Origin of the sequence: Marinobacter sp. MMG032 (genome assembly GCF_040112695.1) — a bacterium.
In the GTDB taxonomy this organism is placed as follows: Bacteria; Pseudomonadota; Gammaproteobacteria; order Pseudomonadales; family Oleiphilaceae; genus Marinobacter; species Marinobacter salsuginis.
The window spans coordinates 3293016-3311746 of the sequence record NZ_CP157802.1 but is presented as its reverse complement, the minus strand read 5'-3'; the positions used below and the strand labels follow the sequence as shown (position 1 = coordinate 3311746).

The following is an 18731-nucleotide window of genomic DNA, read 5'->3' as shown; positions in this document are numbered from 1 at the left end:
GCTCATCTCCGACCGCTAACCCATCACGTAGCGGGCTCTGCCCTGTTTTTTAGCGCAATACAAGGCTTCGTCGGCCCTTCTGATCATGTCCTCGATTGTATCGAATTCGCTGGCCAGGCCCTGACAGATCCCTATGGAACAGCTGAGTATCTTGCTATTGGGGCTGTCCTCATTTGGCACCGCCCGTTCCTGCCATTGACGGAGTATTTCCGTCGCAAGTCGTTCGAAACGGTCAGCATGGTCGCCTTCGATCACCGCCATGAATTCTTCGCCGCCGTAGCGCCCGAGGATATCCGTCTGCCGCTTGAGTACCTGTCGCATGATGTCGGCCTGGATGCGGATGGCTCGGTCGCCCTCCTGGTGGCCATAGCGATCGTTGAACTGCTTGAAATGATCCAGATACATCATGAACACGGCGAGTCGATGATTGGCACGCCGCTTCAATGCAAACAGGCGTTCAGATTCGCTCATCAGAGCACGCCGGTTGAACAACTCCGTGAGACCATCCACGGTGCTCAGGCCAACCAACTGCTCGTTGGCATCTTCAAGCTGCCCCAGCAATCGATCAATCCTGTGCCTGCCAATAACACCGACGAACAATGAACCAGCCACGAACCCGGCATTCATCCATGTTCGCTCGCCGTAAACTGAATCCAGCAGCATCAACCCGACAAAGCCAGCCGAACTGATCAGCATCGCAGCCAACGCATAATAGAATTTCATTCCGAAAACAAAGAAACCGAAGAAGGCATACAGCAGCGTACCTTCATAGGGAAAGCTGAAGGCCGCCTGTTCCCAGGCCACATGGATAAGGTAGTAATTCGCGTAGGTAATGCTGATAACGGTTGCCAGGAATGCTGTCTGGGCAAAGCGCAGAAATTGCGGAGCAAAGGTGAAAACCAGCAGGCCAGCAAGAATCGGAAGTTGGATAAGAGCCCTGTTGGTGATGTAGGCGCCAGACAATTCTGGAGGGATCAGTTGAAGGTCACCAATCATGAACAGGGAGATCAGAATCCCGCCAACCACGATTGAGAGTCGCAGCATAAGCAGATCGCGGGAGGACACGGTATTCAGTTCAACCGAAGGAGTCGGCATAAAAGTAAAATCCACAACGCACTTGATTCCCTGTACATGCCGAGTCTAAACAAATTCTCGCCCTGACCACCAGTAAATAGAAGGTTCAAAAGACGTACCACTGTTAGGTTTTTAGCGCAGGCCTCACTCAACCATCAGCATTTTCACCATTCGACGCACCAAAGGAGCAACTTAGCCACCAAATCGCACCATGTTGAAGCAAAGGGATTCCTGTCAACGGCTCTTCAACAGCATTATTGTGCAGCATGCACAATGACTGATCGACCAGGCCACAAGATTCGCCCCGAAAAACCCCTATGGCACAAACGTTGCCAACTCTCCTTGTGTTAACTACGACACGGAGAGATCGCCATGACCACTGAACCACCACCTAAAGAACAGGATTACCCCTTAAGCCCCGTCCCCATGGATCAGCGTAAAAGCGTCTGGTCCATGGGGCTGGTCCTCCTTGGCTTTACTTTCTTTACCGCCACCATGTGGGCCGGTGGCAGCGTTGGTGTTGCCTTCGACTTTTCCACCATGCTCATGGTGCTGGCGGTCGGCAATCTGCTGCTGGGACTCTACGCAGCAGGGCTGGGTTATATCGCCGCGAAAACAGGCCTGAACACCGCCCTGATGAGCCGGTTCACCTTCGGCGAGCTGGGCAGCAAACTGTCCGACTTTATTCTGGGCTTCACCCAGATTGGCTGGTATGCCTGGGGCACCGCCACCATGGCAATTCTACTGGTTAAACTCACGGGGATGCCGGAAGGGATGACAACGCCGCTGATGGTGCTGTTCGGTTTCGCCTTCTGTGTGACCGCGTTTATCGGCTATCAGGGCCTCGAGTGGCTGTCCCGAGTCGCCGTGCCTGCCATGATTATTCTGGTGGCCGTCAGCATGTCTATCGCCACGTCCGATGCCGGTGGCCTGTCCGGGCTGCTGGCCATTACCCCGACGAATGAAATGACCGTTGCTGCTGCAATAACTCTGGTATTCGGCACCTTTGTCAGTGGCGGAACCCAGGCCACCAACTGGACCCGCTTCGCGAAATCCGGCAAAACCGCGGTGATTGCCACATTGCTTGCTTTTTTCCTGGGCAACGGCCTGATGACCCTGATCGGCGCTTTCGGTGCCCTCGTCTATCAGCAGGCCGACATCGTCGACATCATGGTCGCCCAGGGTCTGGCCACACTCGGTATCCTGATGCTGTTCCTGAATCTCTGGACCACCCAGGACAACACGGTTTACAACTTTGCGGTGGCAGGCTGCAACCTGATCCGTACCCGCCGCCGCAAGTCAGTGACCATTGCTGGTGCCGCGATCGGAACCGTACTGGCGGTGCTGGGTATGTACGAATGGCTGATCCCGTTCCTTGTCCTGCTCGGCACCTTTATCCCGCCGATCGGTGGCGTCATCATGGCCAGCTACTTTGTCGGCTATAAACGCCAGTATCCGGACCTGACCACGGTTACATTGCCAGCCTTCAACGTCCCGGGGCTTGCGGCCTACGCCATCGGCTCCACAGCCGCCTATACTTCTCCCTGGATTGCGCCCATTGTGGGCGTCCTCGTCGCGGCCCTGAGCTACAGCCTCATTCTGATCGTCAGCGAAGCAGTCCGTGAGCGCAAAGCACAGGTAATGGGAGCAATCTGAGTGACACTGCGATGCCGGGACGTGCCACTTCTCCCCGGCCTGGACGCCATTCGGCTCCGGGGTGGGGAGTCCGCCGGGGATAACCCGGTGCGTTGGCCCTATGTGGCGGAAAACCGCTCGTTCAAGAGCTGGGTCAAAGGTGGCGAGCTGGTATTTGTTACCGGCATCAGCCGGCATCGCAGCCCCCAGAATCTCGCGGAATGCCTGTATGAGGGCAAGGAGTGCAACGTCTCCGGACTTGTCGTCCTGACCGGAGATGCCTATATCGGGCAACTACCCAACACCCTCTGCCGGCTGGCCGACGAGCTCGCGATACCTTTGTTCGAACAGCCCTATTCGCTGCCCATGGTGGAAGTGACGGAGGCCATCGGCAGAGCCATTGTCTGGTCCGAACACACATCGATTGAGCAGATGGATCAGGGCATTCTGGCCGATTCTGCCGAATTGCTCGATTCCTGGATCGCCTGTCGGGGCAATCAGAGCGCCATGGCGGAAGCATTGGGCTGCCACAGGAACACCATCCGCAACCGAATCAATCAACTCACTGACTCATTTCCGGGCCAGGGCACGCCGGCAGAACAATTCAGAACACTGTTACTGGCCCATCTGCTTTTGAAGCCATAACGGCTGGTGACCGACTTACCGGAGATAAAATGACCAAACCATTGAATGCCATAACGAACGCACGTTTACAGGGCCAGGATGGGCTGTACAGGCTCGAGATCACCAACGGACGCTTTTCAGGTATCACTGCCCAGCCCGACAACGCCACCACCAGAGACGGCGAACTGGATGCCGCGGGCAACCTCGTCACAGCTCCTTTCGTGGAACCACATATTCACCTGGACGCTGCTATGACGGCCGGCGAGCCCCGATGGAACAAGAGCGGCACCCTGTTTGAAGGCATTGAATGCTGGTCCGAGCGCAAGACAACCCTGAGCCACCAGGACGTCATCAACCGCGCCACCCAGACGCTGAAGCTGTTTGCCGCCCACGGCATCCAGTACGTCCGTACCCATGTGGACGTAACGGATCCGAACCTGACGGCCCTCAAGGCCATGCTTGAGGTTCGCGAAAACACCGCAGCCTTTGTAGACCTGCAGATCGTCGCGTTTCCCCAGGAGGGCATCTGGTCTTTCAAAAACGGGCGTGAGCTCATGGAGGAAGCCGTGCGACTCGGAGCTGATGTGGTTGGTGGCATCCCCCACTTCGAGTTTACCCGGGACTACGGCGCGGAATCCGTTCGCTGGCTGATGGAGCTGGCCCACAAAAACGACCGGCTGGTGGATGTCCATTGCGACGAAATTGATGATCCGGAATCCCGGTTCCTGGAGGTTCTGGCCGCCGAGGCCCTCAGACTGGATTACGGTTCCCGGGTATCCGCCAGCCACACCTGCGCCATGGGCTCCTACAACGACGCCTACTGCAGCCGCCTGTTCCGATTACTGAAAAAGTCCGGGCTGCGCTTTCTTTCCATGCCTACGGAAAGCCTGCATTTGCAGGGTCGGTTCGACAGCTACCCCAAACGCCGCGGCATTACCCGGGTCCCCGAGCTGCTTGATGCCGGACTGAAAGTCGCCTTCGGCCAGGATTCCATCCGCGACCCCTGGTATCCCATGGGCAATGGCAACATGCTCCGCACCCTCGATGTCGGCCTGCACGCCTGCCATATGCTGGGAATGAGCTGGATTGACCGGTCGCTGGAACTGATAACCGACAATGGCGCGGCTGCGCTGGACCTTGATGAGTATGGCGTTTATGAGGGGATGCCAGCACGGTGCGTGGTGCTTCAGGGAACCACACCCTATGAAGTGCTGCTCGGGCAACGACCGGTGCTGGCTTCTGTACGAGACGGGCAAGTGCTGGTCCGGCGGGAGGCATCCCACCCGGAATCCGGCCTGATTCTTTAAGAGAGTTGCCCGATTCAGAACAAAAGCGTGAGGCCACCGGTCACCACAGCAAACAGAACCGACAACCCGATGACAGTCATCCAGGGGAAGGGCGGTGGAGGTGGCTCAATGGCCAGTTCCTTCTCCAGGTAATTTCGGAGCAGGCGGGTGTTCCGCGTGTTGGCTTTGTAGACCGCATCGAACGCATCACCGACCACCGGCAAGAGCCCGCCCAGAAAATCAATGCCCATGTTGCGCAGCATGCGAAGCTTAACTGTCTTACTGGCGCCCGCCCGCTGCGCCTCCACCAGCACGTAGCTTGCCAGCACCAGGCCGGCCATGTCTCCCACCACGGGCAACAGGCCAATCACTGCCTCCGCACCAATCCGTACATTGGTGAACGGAATCGCGATGTTGCTATCGGTAAAGCGGCTGAATTTATCCAGCCGTGCCAGAATGGCCCGCTGCCGGGCTTCGGAAGGTTTCGGCATTTCTACTCCAGTTCAGGCGCTCACTCAGGCTTTGCGCTGATTTCTTCAAATGCCTGCACCAGCGTATCCGGTTCCTGGGCGCCGGAGATCAGGTATTTCCCGTTCACGATGAATGCCGGCACCGCAGACACGCCCGCCTGTTGGTAGGTGGCTTCGTCCTCGCGAACTACACTGGCGAATTCATCAGAATCCAGAATCTGCTCTGCCCTCGCGCGATCCAGCCCAAGGCTCTCGACACAGCCCAACAACACGTCCCGATCTGAGACGTCTTCTGCCTTTCCAAAATAGGCGTCGAACAACGCCTGTTTCATCTCCGTCTGCTTGCCCTGCTGGCCGGCCCACTTCACCAGCCGGTGAGCATCGAAGGTATTGCAGGTGAAACGCTCCTGCATTTTTTCAAAGTTAAGGCCCAGATCCTTCGCGATTGTCATCATCTGGTCCTGAGTGGCACGCATCTCTTCCTCGCTCCGGCCGTACTTGCGGGCCAACGCCGGCAGGATTGGCTCACCTTCCCCAGTGTGATCCGGGTTCAGTTCAAAGGCATGCCACTGGACGCCGAATTCGTATTCAGGCGCCAACTGTTTCATGGCCTGCTCCAGCCGCGCATAACCAATCGCACACCAGGGGCAGGCAATATCTGAAACAATGTCGATGTGAATCTTTTGCATGGGGAATCCTTTCAGCTGGTTGAATACATCATTCCTCAGACTAACACGGACACCGATCAGCAATCTCCCGCAAGATGCCCGGGGTCAATTGCTTTTCCATGGCTGCCTGTCGGCCTTTCCCCAATGACTTGCGTATACTCTTCATCTATCAATCAAACCGCATGAGGAGTCTGCCAATGGCCGATGAAGATACACTCACCGCCCTCAAAACCGCCTTTACCTTCATGCCCCAGCCGGTCGAAATTAATCGGTTTGAATATGGGGATGATGCCGACAGAATTCTGGCTCAGGTGAACTTTGTGAGGGAAGTGTTGACCCGTCACGGCATTGATCCGGAAGAAGTGGCCGGCGAGATCAATCCGGACTCGTCCCCCAATTCCTGCTACTGAACCAACAGCATTTTCAGGAGAAAGCATGCCTTACCAGTTCGATGACCTGAAGAAGAGCTGCCAGGCCGAATGGCAAGCCTACATCCAGCACAGCTTCGTGCAGCAACTCGGTAATGAGTCGCTCGCGCCTGAAGCGTTCCAGCATTACCTGAAGCAGGACTACCTGTTTCTGATCCAGTTTGCCCGAGCATTCGCCCTGGCCGCTTACAAAAGCCCGACATTATCCGACCTCCGCCAAGCGAAAGAGGGTTTGCAGGCCATCCTGGATGTGGAGCTGGATCTCCACGTCAACTACTGCAAGGAGTGGGGCATCTCCGAGCAAGAGCTGGCGGAATTGCCAGAAGCCCGGGCCACTTTGGCCTACACACGCTACGTTCTGGATACTGGTAACCGTGGCGACCTTTTGGACCTGCACGTCGCCCTATCGCCGTGCATGGTGGGCTACGGTGAGATCGCCAACTGGCTGAACAGCCGGGCGGAGACTATCCGTGGCGACAGCAACCCCTATGATGCCTGGATCGCCATGTATGAGAGCGAGGAGTTCCAGGATGCGATGCAAGCTGAAATTTGCTGGCTCAATGAACGATTGGCCGATGTCTCCCCTGCCCGCTTCAAAGAGCTGACCCGGATTTTCAGCGATGCCACCCGGCTTGAGATCGATTTCTGGGAAATGGGCCTGAAGCAGAGCGACTGACTGGGCGCCAATCCTCTTTCGACGCCTCTCAGCTAGAGATCGCGCAGGTACCCAGCACCAAGCTGTGCGATCTGCCCCTGAATCCAGGCCACTCGTTCCAACACATACGACGACGGCGAATTGACCCGCAGGACTATCGGATTTGGGAGTACGGCCGCGAGCAGCGCTGCCTGGTACTCAGTGAGGTGACGGGCAGGCTTATCGAAGTAGGCCTGACTTGCCGCTTCGACCCCATAGATACCGGGTCCGAACTCAGCAACGTTCAGGTAAACTTCCAGTATGCGCTGCTTGGGCCAGAGGCCGTCTATGACAACGGCCAAACCTGCCTCAACAGCCTTGCGGACGAAACTGCGCCCGTTCCACAGGAACAGGTTTTTAGCCGTTTGCTGGGTGATGGTGCTGGCCCCTCGAAGCCCCTCGCCCGCCCTGTACTCCGAGAGGGCTTGGCGTATAGCCTCAAAATCCACGCCCGCGTGATGCGGGAAGCGTTGATCCTCGCTGGCAACCACCGCCAGCGGCATCCAGGCAGAGATCTCATTTATGGGCACCCATTCGTGAGCGAGGGATCTGTTCGCGCTTTGAACCTGATACCCCAGCATGAAGGCCGAGGTGGGTGGGTTTACGAACCGGAACATCAGCACCACCAACAGGACCAGCACGATAGCGCCAGCGCTTAGCAGCAAAAACCATCGCAAAAGCTTGCTACCACCTGATGCTCTGGTCATACGTTCAAATCCTCATCTCTCTACGAGCCAGTTCCCGGCCGTAATTGACCAATGGACCGCACAGCGCGCAAACTGCCCATAGTGATTCTGCGAGAGCGTATGCCACTACCATGCCTGAAAAAGTAAAAACCCGGATTCTCTTTCATTCCAGACGCCTGAATATATACCTGGTCCGATATCCAGAAGGGCACAAGGTAGGGCCGCACGTGGACATGGTTTCCGAGGGCCGGCTTTACAAACTCAATTGCGTTCTGGCCAAGCCCAAGGCGGGCGGCGAATTCATTTGCGAGAAAAACATCTTCAACCTTCTTGGAAGAGTGTACCTCTTCCGCCCGGACCTGTATCAGCATCGGGTATCGAAGATCGAGCGCGGAAATCGATGGCTACTGAGTTTTGCGTTGACTTCCGGCCTCCATAACTCCAGCAGGACAATGCCATGATGTATTTTGCCCATGAAATGAGCCGCGCAGCGCTGATGCCCTTGCGCATGATGACAGACACACAGAGCAAATTGCTCAGGCATCCTCTCAGCCCCCTGTCCCGCTTGCCGGGCGCTCGCAGTATTGCCTCAGCCTACGGTGTATTTGGCGATTTGACCCGACGCTACCCGAAACCGGCGTTCAACCTGCATTCAACCGTGTGCGATGGCGAGGAAGTAGACGTCAGTGAAGTCATTGTCCAGCGAAAACCCTTTGCCCAGCTCAAGCACTTCCAGCGCAGCGTATCGCGGTCAAATGATCCGAAACTCCTGATCGTTGCGCCCTTGTCCGGACACTTTGCCTCGCTGCTGCGGGGTACCGTCAAGGAAATGCTCCCAGACCACGACGTCTACATTACCGACTGGCGCGATGCCTGCCGGGTCCCATTGTCCGCTGGAGATTTTGGGCTGGACGACTATATCGACTACGTTATCGATTTTATTGAACAGCTTGGGCCAGACACCCATGTATTGGCGGTTTGCCAACCCGTTGTGCCGGTGCTTGCGGCCACCGCCCTCATGGCCGAAGATAAAAACCCGGCAACACCCCGCTCACTTGCCCTCATGAGCGGCCCCATCGACGGACGTATTGATCCCACCGCACCCTGCGAACTGGCCACCAAACATAATCTTGCCTGGTTCCGACGCAATCTGGTCCATCCGGTACCCGCTCCCTATCCGGGCGCCATGCGTAAGGTTTATCCAGGATTTCTGCAACTGTCCGGATTCGTGAGCATGAACTTCGACCGGCACGTTGACGCCTACCGGGGCCTGTTCAAGTCCATGCGAGACAGGGAAGTCGACAAGATCAGACGTCATCGTGAGTTCTACGACGAGTACCTCGCAGTTATGGATCTACCGGCCACCTTTTACCTGGACACGATCAAGCGCGTCTTTCAGGAATTCCACCTTGCCCGCGGTTGCTTCACGCACCGGGGCAGGAAGGTGAACCCCGCCGCTATCGAGAAGACGGCGCTGATGACGATCGAAGGCGAGAAGGACGACATTTCCAGCCCCGGACAAACGCGGGCCGCTCACGACCTTTGCGTGAGTATTCCCGATGCCAGGCGCCTGCACCACCTCCAGGAAGGGGTTGGCCACTACGGCGTCTTCAACGGCAGTCAATGGCGCGAATCCATTGCGCCTCGCCTCAAGACATTCATTGGCCAAGCGTGACAGGCGTCACATTTTCTTGTCGCCACTCAGGTGCTCTGCTAGCTTAAATGAGGTGATGAATAATAAGGAATAACAATCAGAGCGGGCCACCGCTCCAGGGAGGATGTCATGCAGGACCTCAAGGGCAAGGTCGCCCTGGTAACCGGAGCCTCACGAGGCATCGGTCGTCACATCGCACTGCAACTTGCTCAACGCGGCGCTGACGTCGCCATCAACTACCGCTCCCGCCAGTCCGAAGGCGACGAAGTTGCCAGGGAAATCGAGGCAACTGGCGTCCGGGCACTGTCCTTCAAAGCAGACCTTTCCAAGATGCCGGAAGCGCGCAGCCTGGTCCGTCAGGTTCATGATCAGTGGGGCCGCATAGACATTCTGGTGAACAACGCCGGCATCACCAAAGACAAGTCCATGAAGAAGCTTACTGACGATGACTGGAACGACGTCCTGGATACCAACCTGGGCAGCGTCTACGCCACCTGCTCGGAAGTGTTGAAAATAATGATGGACCAGAAGTACGGCCGTATCATCAACATCACATCGTTCGTCGGGCAGGCCGGCAACTTCGGGCAGGCCAATTACGCAGCCAGCAAGGGCGGCATTATCGCCTTTACCAAGACCCTCGCGCTCGAAATGGCCAAATACAACATCACCGTCAATGCCATTGCCCCGGGCTTCACCGAAACCGAAATGCTCGCCCAGGTTCCGGAGAATATCCGGGAGCAAATCATTGCCCGGGTTCCGATGGGGCGTTTCGGCAAACCGGAGGAAATTGCCCGCGCCGTGGTTTTCCTGGCCGCAGAGGGGGATTACATCACTGGCCAGCAGATCAATGTGAACGGCGGCGTCTACATGTGACACGAACAAAGCAGAAGGCGAGAAAATGGCTGATAAACCAATAAAAAAGCAAACAACGCCTGACTTCGAACCCAATGTGGTAAGCCGCTCTCTGGCACGAGTAGGTATTCATGGTGGCCGTCTGCTCAAGCGCTCTGTCATGCGCCGATTACGCGGTGGCCCGCCGAACCCCGCCAGCGTGAGTAGCATGGCCAGGCCCTTCGTTACCCTGACTGGCAAGCTTGCAACCCAACCCGACACACTTCTGTTCGCGCAGATGCGACTGTTCAAGGACACCAGTCTGTTCTGGTCCGGCCTTCTCGCCAGCGGTATTGGCAAGAAACCTTTGACCGTAGCAGAACCAGAGCCTGGCGACGGTCGGTTCCGTGACCAGGCCTGGAACGACGTCATCGCCTTCAACGCCCTCAAGCAGGCCTATCTATTAACAACACGCTGGGTAATGGACACCATTGATGATGTCCGGGACATGGACGATCACGAGAGACGGAAAGTCCGCTTTTTCACCAGCCAGATGACCGACGCCCTCGCCCCCAGCAACTTCGTTCTGAGCAATCCGGAAGTGTTGCGAACTACTGTCAAGACACGCGGTAAAAACCTGCTGCGTGGACTGGCGAACCTGTTACGTGATCTGGACGAGGGAAAGGGCCCGATGCCGTTTCGCATGTCCGACCCGGACGCCTTTGAGGTGGGCGACAATCTGGCCAACACACCCGGCGACGTGGTGTTACAGAACGATCTGATGCAACTCATCCAATACCGGCCTACCACCGAAACTGTACATCGTCGGCCTCTGTTGGTGATTCCGCCCTGGATCAACAAGTACTACATCCTCGATCTTGGCGAGAAAAAATCCTTCATCCGCTATTGGGTAGAGAAGGGACACACTGTGTTTGTGGTCTCCTGGGTCAATCCCGGCCCAGAGCTGGCGCACAAGACCTTTGAAGACTACATGCTCGAAGGTCCGGTCGCCGCCATGGAAGCTATTGAGCAGGCAACGGGTGAGCGCGAAGTCAACACCGTGGGTTACTGCATCGGCGGCACCCTGCTGGGTTGCACGCTCGGTTGGCTGGCCGCTCGTGGCGACGACCGGGTCAAAAGCGCGACGTTTCTCAACAGCATGATGGATTTCTCAGATGTTGGCGATCTCGAAGTCTTCATCGACGAGGATTCTATTGCGAAAATAGAAAAGGCTATGAACAAACAGGGCTATCTTGAAGGCGCCTCCATGGCAACGGCCTTCAACATGCTTCGGGCCAACAGTCTGATATGGTCGTTCTTCGTCAACAACTACCTCCTGGGTCGTGACGCTGCGCCCTTTGATCTCCTTTACTGGAACTCGGATGCCACGCGCATGCCTGCGGCCATGCACAGTTTTTACCTGCGCAATATGTATCTGAACAATCGGCTGCGTGAGCCCGGCGGCATTGCCCTGGCGGGCACGCCAATCGACTTGAGAAAGGTGAAGATTCCAAGCTATTTCGCATCCGCCATTGAAGACCACATCGCGCCGTGGGTTTCCTGCTACAAAGGCGCGCGCAACCTGGGCGGGCCACTGCGTTTTGTACTCGGCGGTTCGGGACATATTGCCGGAATCATCAATCCACCCGAGAAGAAGAAGTACGGTTATCGCCTGAACGAAGACAATCCAGCCAATCCAGAGGAATGGCTCAAAGGTGCCGAGCAGTTTGAAGGTTCCTGGTGGCCAGATTGGGTGGCTTGGGCCGAGCAGTTTGGTGGCGGTGAGGTTAAGGCTCGCATTCCGGGAGAGGGCAATCTGCCGGTGATTGAACCGGCGCCCGGGGCCTACTTGCGCAATGAACCCGCACCGCCCACCCCGATAGCCAGGAAACCAAGGCAACCATCAAAAAGGAAATCGGCTTCCGATAAGCCGAAAGCGAGATCTCCCGAAAAAATGACGCACTAAAACCATTGCGACGGTTTTGAATCGCCAGGCTCCTGTCCTTAACGCCCCAGGTATCTGAAGCGCAGGACATTCTGGTACTTGTCGATGTATTTCTGATTTATTTCGTCAATCACACCCGCCAGCCGCAAATCATCAAAGCAAATATCGAACGCAGCGGCCTGTTCAAGGTTTCGAAAAACCATCTTATGCGGCGCCGGGTTAAAGATTGGCGCGAAACGAAAAGCATCAGACTGCGAGGGCCAGCTCTCACCACGGCGCTTTTCGCTGAATATTCGGCGATTCACCTCCGCGACCACGAATCCATCAGCCAGAATCGCATCGACCCGCCCCATGAAGAGGAGCCGCGAGTGAATTGTCTGATCGGCAATCTCGGTAAGAGAGGCGAATTCCGGAACATCGCTGCTGATTCCCAGAACATCAACTCCCTGGCGGAAAGTAAGCACATCAAGACCGGCGAGGTCATTGATCCGCTCAACCGGCCCGATATGGGAATAATTGTAGAAGGCTCCGTTCTGATACCAGATGTAGGCAGAAGTAGAATACCCGGGAAGACGCCAGTGCAGGGGCACAGTCATGATGGCGTCGAAGTCCTCACGATCCCGGTAGGTACGAGCATGCCGCTCGAAGGGCTGAAAAACGAACCGGGCGTCAAAACCGCACTCATTGAACGTTGCCAGCACAAGTTCAATATCCCGACCTTTGAGACTAGGCTCGGCTGCGCCCGGGATTTCGGGAGCGAGTACTTTCAGCCGCTTTAATGACTCGGCGAGCCCGGACTGGGGCAAACCGAATATAAAAAGCAAGATCCACGAGATCAGCGATGACGTCTTCAACCGAGGCGCTCTCCCCCAGGCCCAGAGAAGTCCAATTTTTGAACAATATCGCTTACCGTCACCACAGGCAACCGACTCTGGCAAAACGCCTGCGAACCGGGCCGTCCTTCAGCCCAGCAAACACTCCTTGGCTTCATTGATGCGCGCCGCCAGATAATTGCTGCCGCCATGATCCGGGTGTAGCTTCTGCATCATCCGGCGATGGGCCTTGATAATCTCGTCGCGGCTCGCGCCAGGCTCCAGCCCCAGGATATCCAGCGCTTCGCTCTCGGTCAGAGGACCTCCGGCGTTGCCATTTCCGCCTGACTCCGAGCCTTCGGACCCAGCTTCATCATCCTGTCGCCAGGAATCACCGAACCTGCGATCCAGATAGCTTTCCAGGAGCCGGGCCGAGTCTTCGTCCTGCGCCCGGCAATAACGCAGCAGCTCAAGGAACTCGTTCTCGCTCAAATCTGACAACTCACGGCCCTCCATGGGCCCCTTTATGATTCTGCCACTCATGGTTCCGGAATCGTGGTCCAGGGTCATTTCCAGGATGTCACTGGCCACGTGAGATTGATTGCCGGATTTGGCTTGAGCTCCGCCAGCCATACCACCCAGTCCACCGCGCAACAGTGAGGGCAGCAATCGACGCAACAGCGGATAAAGAAACGCCAACCCGGCGAACACAAAATGCAGGCGTCCGGTTACGGCGAGACCGACCACGATCCCGATACCGACCAGCAAAGCGAGTTTGAGAATGGCTGCATTACGTTGGCTGGCTGGCTGATTGCGCAACCACACCCAGGCAACAACCGCGACAACGATAGCAACAAGCGTTAACGGCACTCAGATACCCCGGGCACACCGGCCCTTGAATGGATTTCCAGAAGCACTATCGGATCTGTTTCGTCAGGCGCTTCACTTCCGGGGAACTGCGGCTTGAAAAGTCCTGCAGGGCCTTGGCTCCCCCGGAAGCATAGACCGCAACCGCCGCCATAAGATCCTTCAGAACCTCTGGGCTGTTCCGATCAAAGGGCGCGTACGCGCCGCCAGAAAGCTTGCTCACCTGCTGGAAGACCGCCCTGGCATGGGCGTCACTGCCTTCATGAAACATAAATACCGGCGTGCGCAGCATTCCCAACTCCCCGGAGGTATGACAAAGCTCGTCTATCGGTTCCTCGCAGCAATCGCCGATAAACACCACCGCCTTGACGGGGTTTGTGCGAGTCTCTTTCACCGCGTGGGCCAGCACCCGGCTGATCTGGGTTCGGCCGCCCAGGCAGGACACGCCGTTCATCAGGTTCAGCAGTTGCCCCGTCTCGGTCACAAACCCCGTAGCCTTGAACTCACCGAAGCCACGATAGTAGCAAAGCTGAATGGCCAGACCGCCCAGATCCCGGGTTGCCATAAACAGTTCGCTCTGAAGATGGCAAGCCTGATCCCAGGTTGCCTCACGGCTTGCGGTTGCGTCCAGCGCGAAAATCAGACGCCCCTGGCCGCCACCCTGTTTAGGCAGCGAGCGAACCTCGTTAATAAACTGATCGATCGCCTGTTTGTCGGATCGGATTCTCAAATCTTTATCGGCCATGGGCTCCTGAAAATCGCAGCGATTGCAGAATCTGACGCTAAAATAGTAGGGCATAGATCGCTCAATTCACAGGTTTGGCAAGAGGCGGGGCATCGTGGATACAGGGCGTTGGTACCGAATCAGGAACCTGGCCAGACTTCGTTTTTGCCTTCTGGCGCCGTTCCTTGTTGCCATCCTCGCAATGCCCTGCGCGGTACAGGCCTCAAATTCTTTTTATCTGCTCTATCGCCAGTGGCAAGCTTACGATTGGCCAGAGGATCTGCCATCTGCCAGCGAGGTGACCCGCTCGCAGCGCGGCCTGGGCTGGCAACAGCAGAACTCTGCGAGCACCTTTGACATCGATTACGATTACCAGCCACTTAGAATCCGCACAGGCGAACCGGCCCACAACGGGCACCTCCATCGGTTGACCTTCGGTGGCGATTGGCAGCATCGGCTTTACCGAGCAGAAGCACGGGCCGGCGTTGCCGGAACCTCCAACATGTTCAAGTACCGGGACTTCCACGGTGACGTGTTGAATGGCCGCATCGCACTATACCGGGCCATGGATGAAACAAGCCCATTGAGCGTCGGGATCGGCGGCGACCATCGCTTCGGGTCTTTCCGCTGGCTTCCCCGAATACGATGGCAACAACGCAATGAAAACGGGTATTGGCTGCTCGACCTGCCGGTACTGATCCAGTGGCAAAGCCCACGGGAGCTATGGACATTCCGGGTGGAACGCGACGGGGATCGTTGGGCGACGTTGGACAAGGCCAGAGAGGTAGAAGGTGCGCTGTATTTTCGCGAGTGGAGAACAGAACTGACCTACCGGATACTTAGGGGGCATGGACCATGGCCAACCCTGACTGTTGGTATCGGTGCCAGTTTTGATACCCGTGTCCAATACGAAGACCTGAACACGGGCACCATTGATCTGAGTCTGGGCGATGCCTTGGTCGGAAGCCTCAGGCTCGATTGGTAAACCCAGAGACCGGATCGAAACCGGGGATCAGTCCACCCGGTTGAGAGTCACATCGATGTTGCCACGGGTCGCATTGGAGTAAGGGCAGACCTTGTGCGCTTCATCGATCAGCTGCTTCGCTTCGGCATCGTCCATACCGGGCAGACTGATACGCAGTTCCACCTCAATGCCAAATCCATTGGGAATCTGGCCAATGCCAACCACGCCTTCAATGGACGCATCTTCCGGCATCTTCAGCTTGTCACGGCCGGCAACAAACTTCATCGCGCCAATGAAGCAGGCAGAGTAACCTGCGGCAAACAGCTGCTCCGGATTCGTGCCCTTGCCGCCGGCACCACCCATTTCTTTCGGGGTTGCCAGCTCGACGTCGAGAATGCCGTCTGAAGAAATGGCCCGGCCGTCACGACCACCGGTTGCCTCTGCGTGGGCACGGTATAGCACTTGTTCGATAGACATAACGCTTTCCTCTTCTGCTTTGCTTTCAGATGAGACTGCCAGCTCAGGCACTCTCCTCCAGATGACTTTCCAGGTGACTGTGCAAACGGCTCCTGAGTGCACAGAGCTCCGTCTTCAAACCGTCCAGCTCCGACAATGAGCAACCCGAGGCGCCGGCGACCCGCTCCGGAATCCTTGCTGCTGCCTGCTGAAGATTCCGGCCCTGCGGAGTAAGGCGAACAATGACCTGACGTTCGTCCTCGGGCGAACGCTGCCGAACCAGCAAGCCCTGCTTCTCCAACCGTTTCACGAGCGGGGTCAGAGTGCCGTAGTCCAGAAACAGACGATCTTTCAGACCGGACACCCGAATGCCGTCCGTCTCCCATAGAACCAGCATGACAAGGTACTGGGGATACGTCAGCCCAAGCTCTGACAACAGTGGCTTGTACAGCTTGGTCATTGCCAACGACGCAGAATACAGGGCAAAACACATTTGCCGATCCAGTGTTAACAGATCATTTCCGGGGACCGATCGTTTTGAAGACTGATGCTCTGGCATTTAACTCGCTCACGATTACCTTGTGCACGATTTAAATTAGCGAAACACGAGTAAGGATGCAACCCCCGCTCGTTCTACCAGGCGGGGAAAGCTTTTGATCAACCCGTCAGCGCAGCTCGAACTTTCTTGCTCAGATGCCCCATCTCAACACGGCCAAGCACCTGGGGCTTAAGTTCGTTCATCACCTTCCCCATATCCTGCATGCCCTGTGCATCCGTTGAACTGATCGCCATTCGAATCAACCCATCCAGGTCGTCCTCGTTCAGGGCCGCAGGCATGAACTCCTCAATGATCACCATTTCGGCGCGCTCTTTGTCGCCCAGCTCCTCACGACCCGCATCATCATACTGACTGGCAGCATCGCGGCGCTGTTTGAGCATCTTGTCCAGCACCTTGAGAACATCCTCGTCGTTGAGCTCGCGGCGTTCATCAATCTCGATCTGCTTTACAGCAGACTGGGCCATGCGCAAGGTAACCAGACGGGTTTTATCCTTGTTTCGCATTGCCTCCTTTACCGCGTTGTTCAATTGTTCCTTCAGAGTTGGTGCCGTCATTTCCGATCTCCTGTTTGTTTGCGCCTTTTCCGTTTATATGGGGACAGGATCCCGAAAATGCAAAGGCCCCTCGGTGAGGGGCCCTTGGGTCGGTGAAGGGTTGTAACGAGCAGACTGCCGGTTACATTTTGCCCTCAGCGATCAGCAAGCGGCGTTCATGGTGAAGCCCCTTGAACAGGCTGTAGGTCATTACCAGCAGCACGAGAGTGAAAGGCAGACCCACGCTCAGGGCGCCGGCCTGAAGCGCCCCCAGCGCTTGCTCGCCGCCTACGAACAGCAGCACGCCGGCAATCGAACCTTCAATAACCGCCCAGAAAATCCGCTGGGCTTTGGGAGCATCCGTCTTGCCGCCCGAGGTAATGCTATCGATGACCAGCGAGCCGGAATCCGACGAGGTCACGAAGAAAGTCAACACCAGGGTAATACCGATAAACGAGGTAATCCCCGACAGTGAAATATTCTCAAGCGCCTGGAACATCGCCAGTGATACTTCAGTAAGTCCCTCCGAGGCCAGCACGCCAATATCATTCTGCACCTGATGGAGGGCACCGCCGCCGAAGGCGCTCATCCAGAACAGCGTGATGATGGTCGGGATGATCAGAACCGCTGTAACGAACTCACGCACCGTGCGGCCATGGGACACCCGCGCGATGAACATACCCACAAACGGCGACCAGGAAATCCACCAGGCCCAATAGAATACCGTCCAGCCGTGGAACCAGGTCGTGTCCTCCTCCCGGCCGAACGGGTTACTGAGCGCGACCATGTTGGAGGCGTAGGACACCGACGTATCCCAGAGCCACTGGAACACCGCCAGCGTGGGACCGGCAAACATTACAAACAGAAGGAGCAGCCCCGCCATGATCATATTCGCGTTACTCAGGATCCGAACACCACCGTGGATGCCCCGGATCACAGAGTAAGTGGCCACAGCCGTAACGCCGGCAATCACGCCTACCTGAATATTCAGGCCTCCCTCAATATCAAACAGGTAGGAAATACCCGATGCGGCCTGCTGGGCCCCGAAACCGAGCGAGGTCGCAAGACCAAAAATGGTCGCCAGCACCGACACCGTATCGATCACATTGCCCGGCCACCCCCAGACCTTGTCACCAAGTATCGGAAAAAACGCAGAGCGTATGGTTAGCGGCAGGCCCTTGTTGAAAGCAAAGAAAGATAACGAAAGCCCGACAATTGCATAAATCGCCCAGGGGTGCAGACCCCAGTGATACATGGTTGCCCCCATCGCCAGGCGTGCACCCTCTGCGGTGTTAGGTTCAACACCAAGAGGCGTTCCATACCAGTCAGTGTAATAGGCCACCGGCTCAGCGACCGACCAGAACATCAGCCCAGTGCCCATGCCGGCTGCAAACAGCATGGCAAACCAGGAAAGCAGGGAAAATTCAGGCTTGGCTTCAGTCCCGCCAATTCGGATCTTGCCTACCGGCATGAAAATCAGGGCCAGGCAGAAGAGAACAAACAGGTTTGCGCTGAGCAGAAAACCCCAGTCGAAAACAGCGATCGCGCCATTCTTGGCGCTATCCAGCAATTCCTTTGCACCGGATGGAAAAATGAGTGTCCCGACAACAAAGGCCACAATCAGGATGGCGGTTAACGGGAATACGATGTTGTGGATGTCGAAGCCGAATTTCTCGATATTATCCTGACCGGCCACGTAGTCAGTCTGGTAATCATCTTTAATGACGTCGCCCAATGTGAGGACTCCTATGACTGCATCGACCCGCAGTCGGTTGGAAAATTTACCTCCTTAAGTGCCACACCAATATTTTGAACTCTAAG

21 protein-coding genes are annotated in these 18731 nt (G+C 56.6%); 10 read left to right on the top strand and 11 right to left on the bottom strand.

Going from position 1 to position 18731, the window contains the following annotated elements; translation table 11 throughout:
* Positions 1-15: 15 nt before the first annotated feature.
* The gene (locus ABNF92_RS15215) at positions 16-1095 is read right to left on the bottom strand and encodes a GGDEF domain-containing protein (protein WP_349342631.1); all 1080 of its coding nucleotides are present in this window, start codon (positions 1093-1095) and stop codon (positions 16-18) included.
* A gap of 351 nt (positions 1096-1446) precedes the next feature.
* Between ABNF92_RS15215 and codB the strand changes: the two genes are divergently transcribed.
* From codB to codA, 3 genes are read left to right on the top strand one after another with little or no spacing between them, the layout of a single operon-like run.
* On the top strand, positions 1447-2730 hold the full coding sequence (codB, locus tag ABNF92_RS15210; RefSeq protein WP_349342630.1) for a cytosine permease: 1284 nt from the start codon (positions 1447-1449) through the stop codon (positions 2728-2730).
* The gene (locus ABNF92_RS15205; RefSeq protein WP_349342629.1) at positions 2731-3354 is read left to right on the top strand and encodes a PucR family transcriptional regulator; all 624 of its coding nucleotides are present in this window, start codon (positions 2731-2733) and stop codon (positions 3352-3354) included.
* A 29-nt stretch (positions 3355-3383) separates the two neighbouring features.
* Positions 3384-4640: a cytosine deaminase gene (gene codA / locus ABNF92_RS15200; RefSeq protein WP_349342628.1), complete on the top strand. Its 1257-nt coding sequence runs from the start codon at positions 3384-3386 to the stop codon at positions 4638-4640.
* A gap of 14 nt (positions 4641-4654) precedes the next feature.
* Here codA and ABNF92_RS15195 read toward each other — a convergent pair whose 3' ends face one another.
* The gene (locus tag ABNF92_RS15195; protein WP_291906304.1) at positions 4655-5110 is read right to left on the bottom strand and encodes a DUF4112 domain-containing protein; all 456 of its coding nucleotides are present in this window, start codon (positions 5108-5110) and stop codon (positions 4655-4657) included.
* A 20-nt stretch (positions 5111-5130) separates the two neighbouring features.
* A complete protein-coding gene (locus ABNF92_RS15190; RefSeq protein WP_349342627.1) occupies positions 5131-5778 on the bottom strand; it encodes a DsbA family oxidoreductase in 648 nt (215 codons plus the stop codon).
* A 176-nt stretch (positions 5779-5954) separates the two neighbouring features.
* Between ABNF92_RS15190 and ABNF92_RS15185 the strand changes: the two genes are divergently transcribed.
* Positions 5955-6167, top strand: a complete 213-nt coding sequence (locus ABNF92_RS15185; protein ID WP_136630549.1) for a penicillin-binding protein — start codon at positions 5955-5957, stop codon at positions 6165-6167.
* 25 nt (positions 6168-6192) lie between these two features.
* Positions 6193-6861: a thiaminase II gene (gene tenA, locus ABNF92_RS15180; RefSeq protein WP_349342626.1), complete on the top strand. Its 669-nt coding sequence runs from the start codon at positions 6193-6195 to the stop codon at positions 6859-6861.
* Between the two features lie 32 nt (positions 6862-6893).
* Here the strand turns inward: tenA and mtgA are convergent, their stop codons facing one another.
* Entirely contained in the window at positions 6894-7586 is a 693-nt protein-coding gene (mtgA, locus tag ABNF92_RS15175) for a monofunctional biosynthetic peptidoglycan transglycosylase (RefSeq protein WP_349342625.1), read from the bottom strand.
* Between the two features lie 110 nt (positions 7587-7696).
* Between mtgA and ABNF92_RS15170 the strand changes: the two genes are divergently transcribed.
* The 4 genes from ABNF92_RS15170 (at position 7697) to phaC (ending at position 12016) form a co-directional block, all read left to right on the top strand.
* Positions 7697-8026, top strand: coding sequence for a 2OG-Fe(II) oxygenase (locus ABNF92_RS15170; protein ID WP_153633835.1), 330 nt, complete (start codon positions 7697-7699; stop codon positions 8024-8026).
* Positions 8023-9240, top strand: a complete 1218-nt coding sequence (gene phaZ / locus ABNF92_RS15165; RefSeq protein ID WP_069184327.1) for a polyhydroxyalkanoate depolymerase — start codon at positions 8023-8025, stop codon at positions 9238-9240. Before ABNF92_RS15170 ends, phaZ begins: the two co-directional genes overlap by 4 nt.
* A 108-nt stretch (positions 9241-9348) precedes the next feature.
* A complete protein-coding gene (fabG, locus tag ABNF92_RS15160) occupies positions 9349-10092 on the top strand; it encodes a 3-oxoacyl-[acyl-carrier-protein] reductase (RefSeq protein WP_069184328.1) in 744 nt (247 codons plus the stop codon).
* A 25-nt stretch (positions 10093-10117) separates the two neighbouring features.
* A complete protein-coding gene (gene phaC, locus ABNF92_RS15155; protein ID WP_349342624.1) occupies positions 10118-12016 on the top strand; it encodes a class I poly(R)-hydroxyalkanoic acid synthase in 1899 nt (632 codons plus the stop codon).
* Between the two features lie 38 nt (positions 12017-12054).
* Here phaC and ABNF92_RS15150 read toward each other — a convergent pair whose 3' ends face one another.
* The 3 genes from ABNF92_RS15150 to ABNF92_RS15140 form a co-directional block, all read right to left on the bottom strand.
* Positions 12055-12849, bottom strand: coding sequence for a hypothetical protein (locus ABNF92_RS15150; RefSeq protein WP_227549438.1), 795 nt, complete (start codon positions 12847-12849; stop codon positions 12055-12057).
* A gap of 108 nt (positions 12850-12957) precedes the next feature.
* On the bottom strand, positions 12958-13677 hold the full coding sequence (locus ABNF92_RS15145) for a DnaJ domain-containing protein (protein ID WP_349342623.1): 720 nt from the start codon (positions 13675-13677) through the stop codon (positions 12958-12960).
* A 46-nt stretch (positions 13678-13723) separates the two neighbouring features.
* Positions 13724-14419 (bottom strand): VWA domain-containing protein, encoded by a 696-nt coding sequence (locus tag ABNF92_RS15140; protein WP_349342622.1) that lies wholly within the window; start codon positions 14417-14419, stop codon positions 13724-13726.
* A gap of 94 nt (positions 14420-14513) precedes the next feature.
* Between ABNF92_RS15140 and ABNF92_RS15135 the strand changes: the two genes are divergently transcribed.
* On the top strand, positions 14514-15383 hold the full coding sequence (locus tag ABNF92_RS15135) for a hypothetical protein (RefSeq protein ID WP_349342621.1): 870 nt from the start codon (positions 14514-14516) through the stop codon (positions 15381-15383).
* A gap of 27 nt (positions 15384-15410) precedes the next feature.
* On the opposite strand, the gene ABNF92_RS15130 is transcribed toward ABNF92_RS15135, so the two are convergent.
* The 4 genes from ABNF92_RS15130 to ABNF92_RS15115 all read right to left on the bottom strand — a co-directional run bounded on the left by ABNF92_RS15130 (position 15411) and on the right by ABNF92_RS15115 (position 18645).
* Complete coding sequence (locus tag ABNF92_RS15130; protein ID WP_222465174.1) at positions 15411-15839, bottom strand: organic hydroperoxide resistance protein; 429 nt, start codon at positions 15837-15839, stop codon at positions 15411-15413.
* A 43-nt stretch (positions 15840-15882) separates the two neighbouring features.
* Positions 15883-16377 (bottom strand): MarR family transcriptional regulator, encoded by a 495-nt coding sequence (locus ABNF92_RS15125; RefSeq protein WP_349342620.1) that lies wholly within the window; start codon positions 16375-16377, stop codon positions 15883-15885.
* Positions 16378-16475: 98 nt separating this feature from the next.
* Entirely contained in the window at positions 16476-16931 is a 456-nt protein-coding gene (locus ABNF92_RS15120; protein WP_349342619.1) for a GatB/YqeY domain-containing protein, read from the bottom strand.
* A gap of 121 nt (positions 16932-17052) precedes the next feature.
* Entirely contained in the window at positions 17053-18645 is a 1593-nt protein-coding gene (locus ABNF92_RS15115; RefSeq protein WP_349342618.1) for a BCCT family transporter, read from the bottom strand.
* Between the last annotated feature and the right edge of the window lie 86 nt (positions 18646-18731).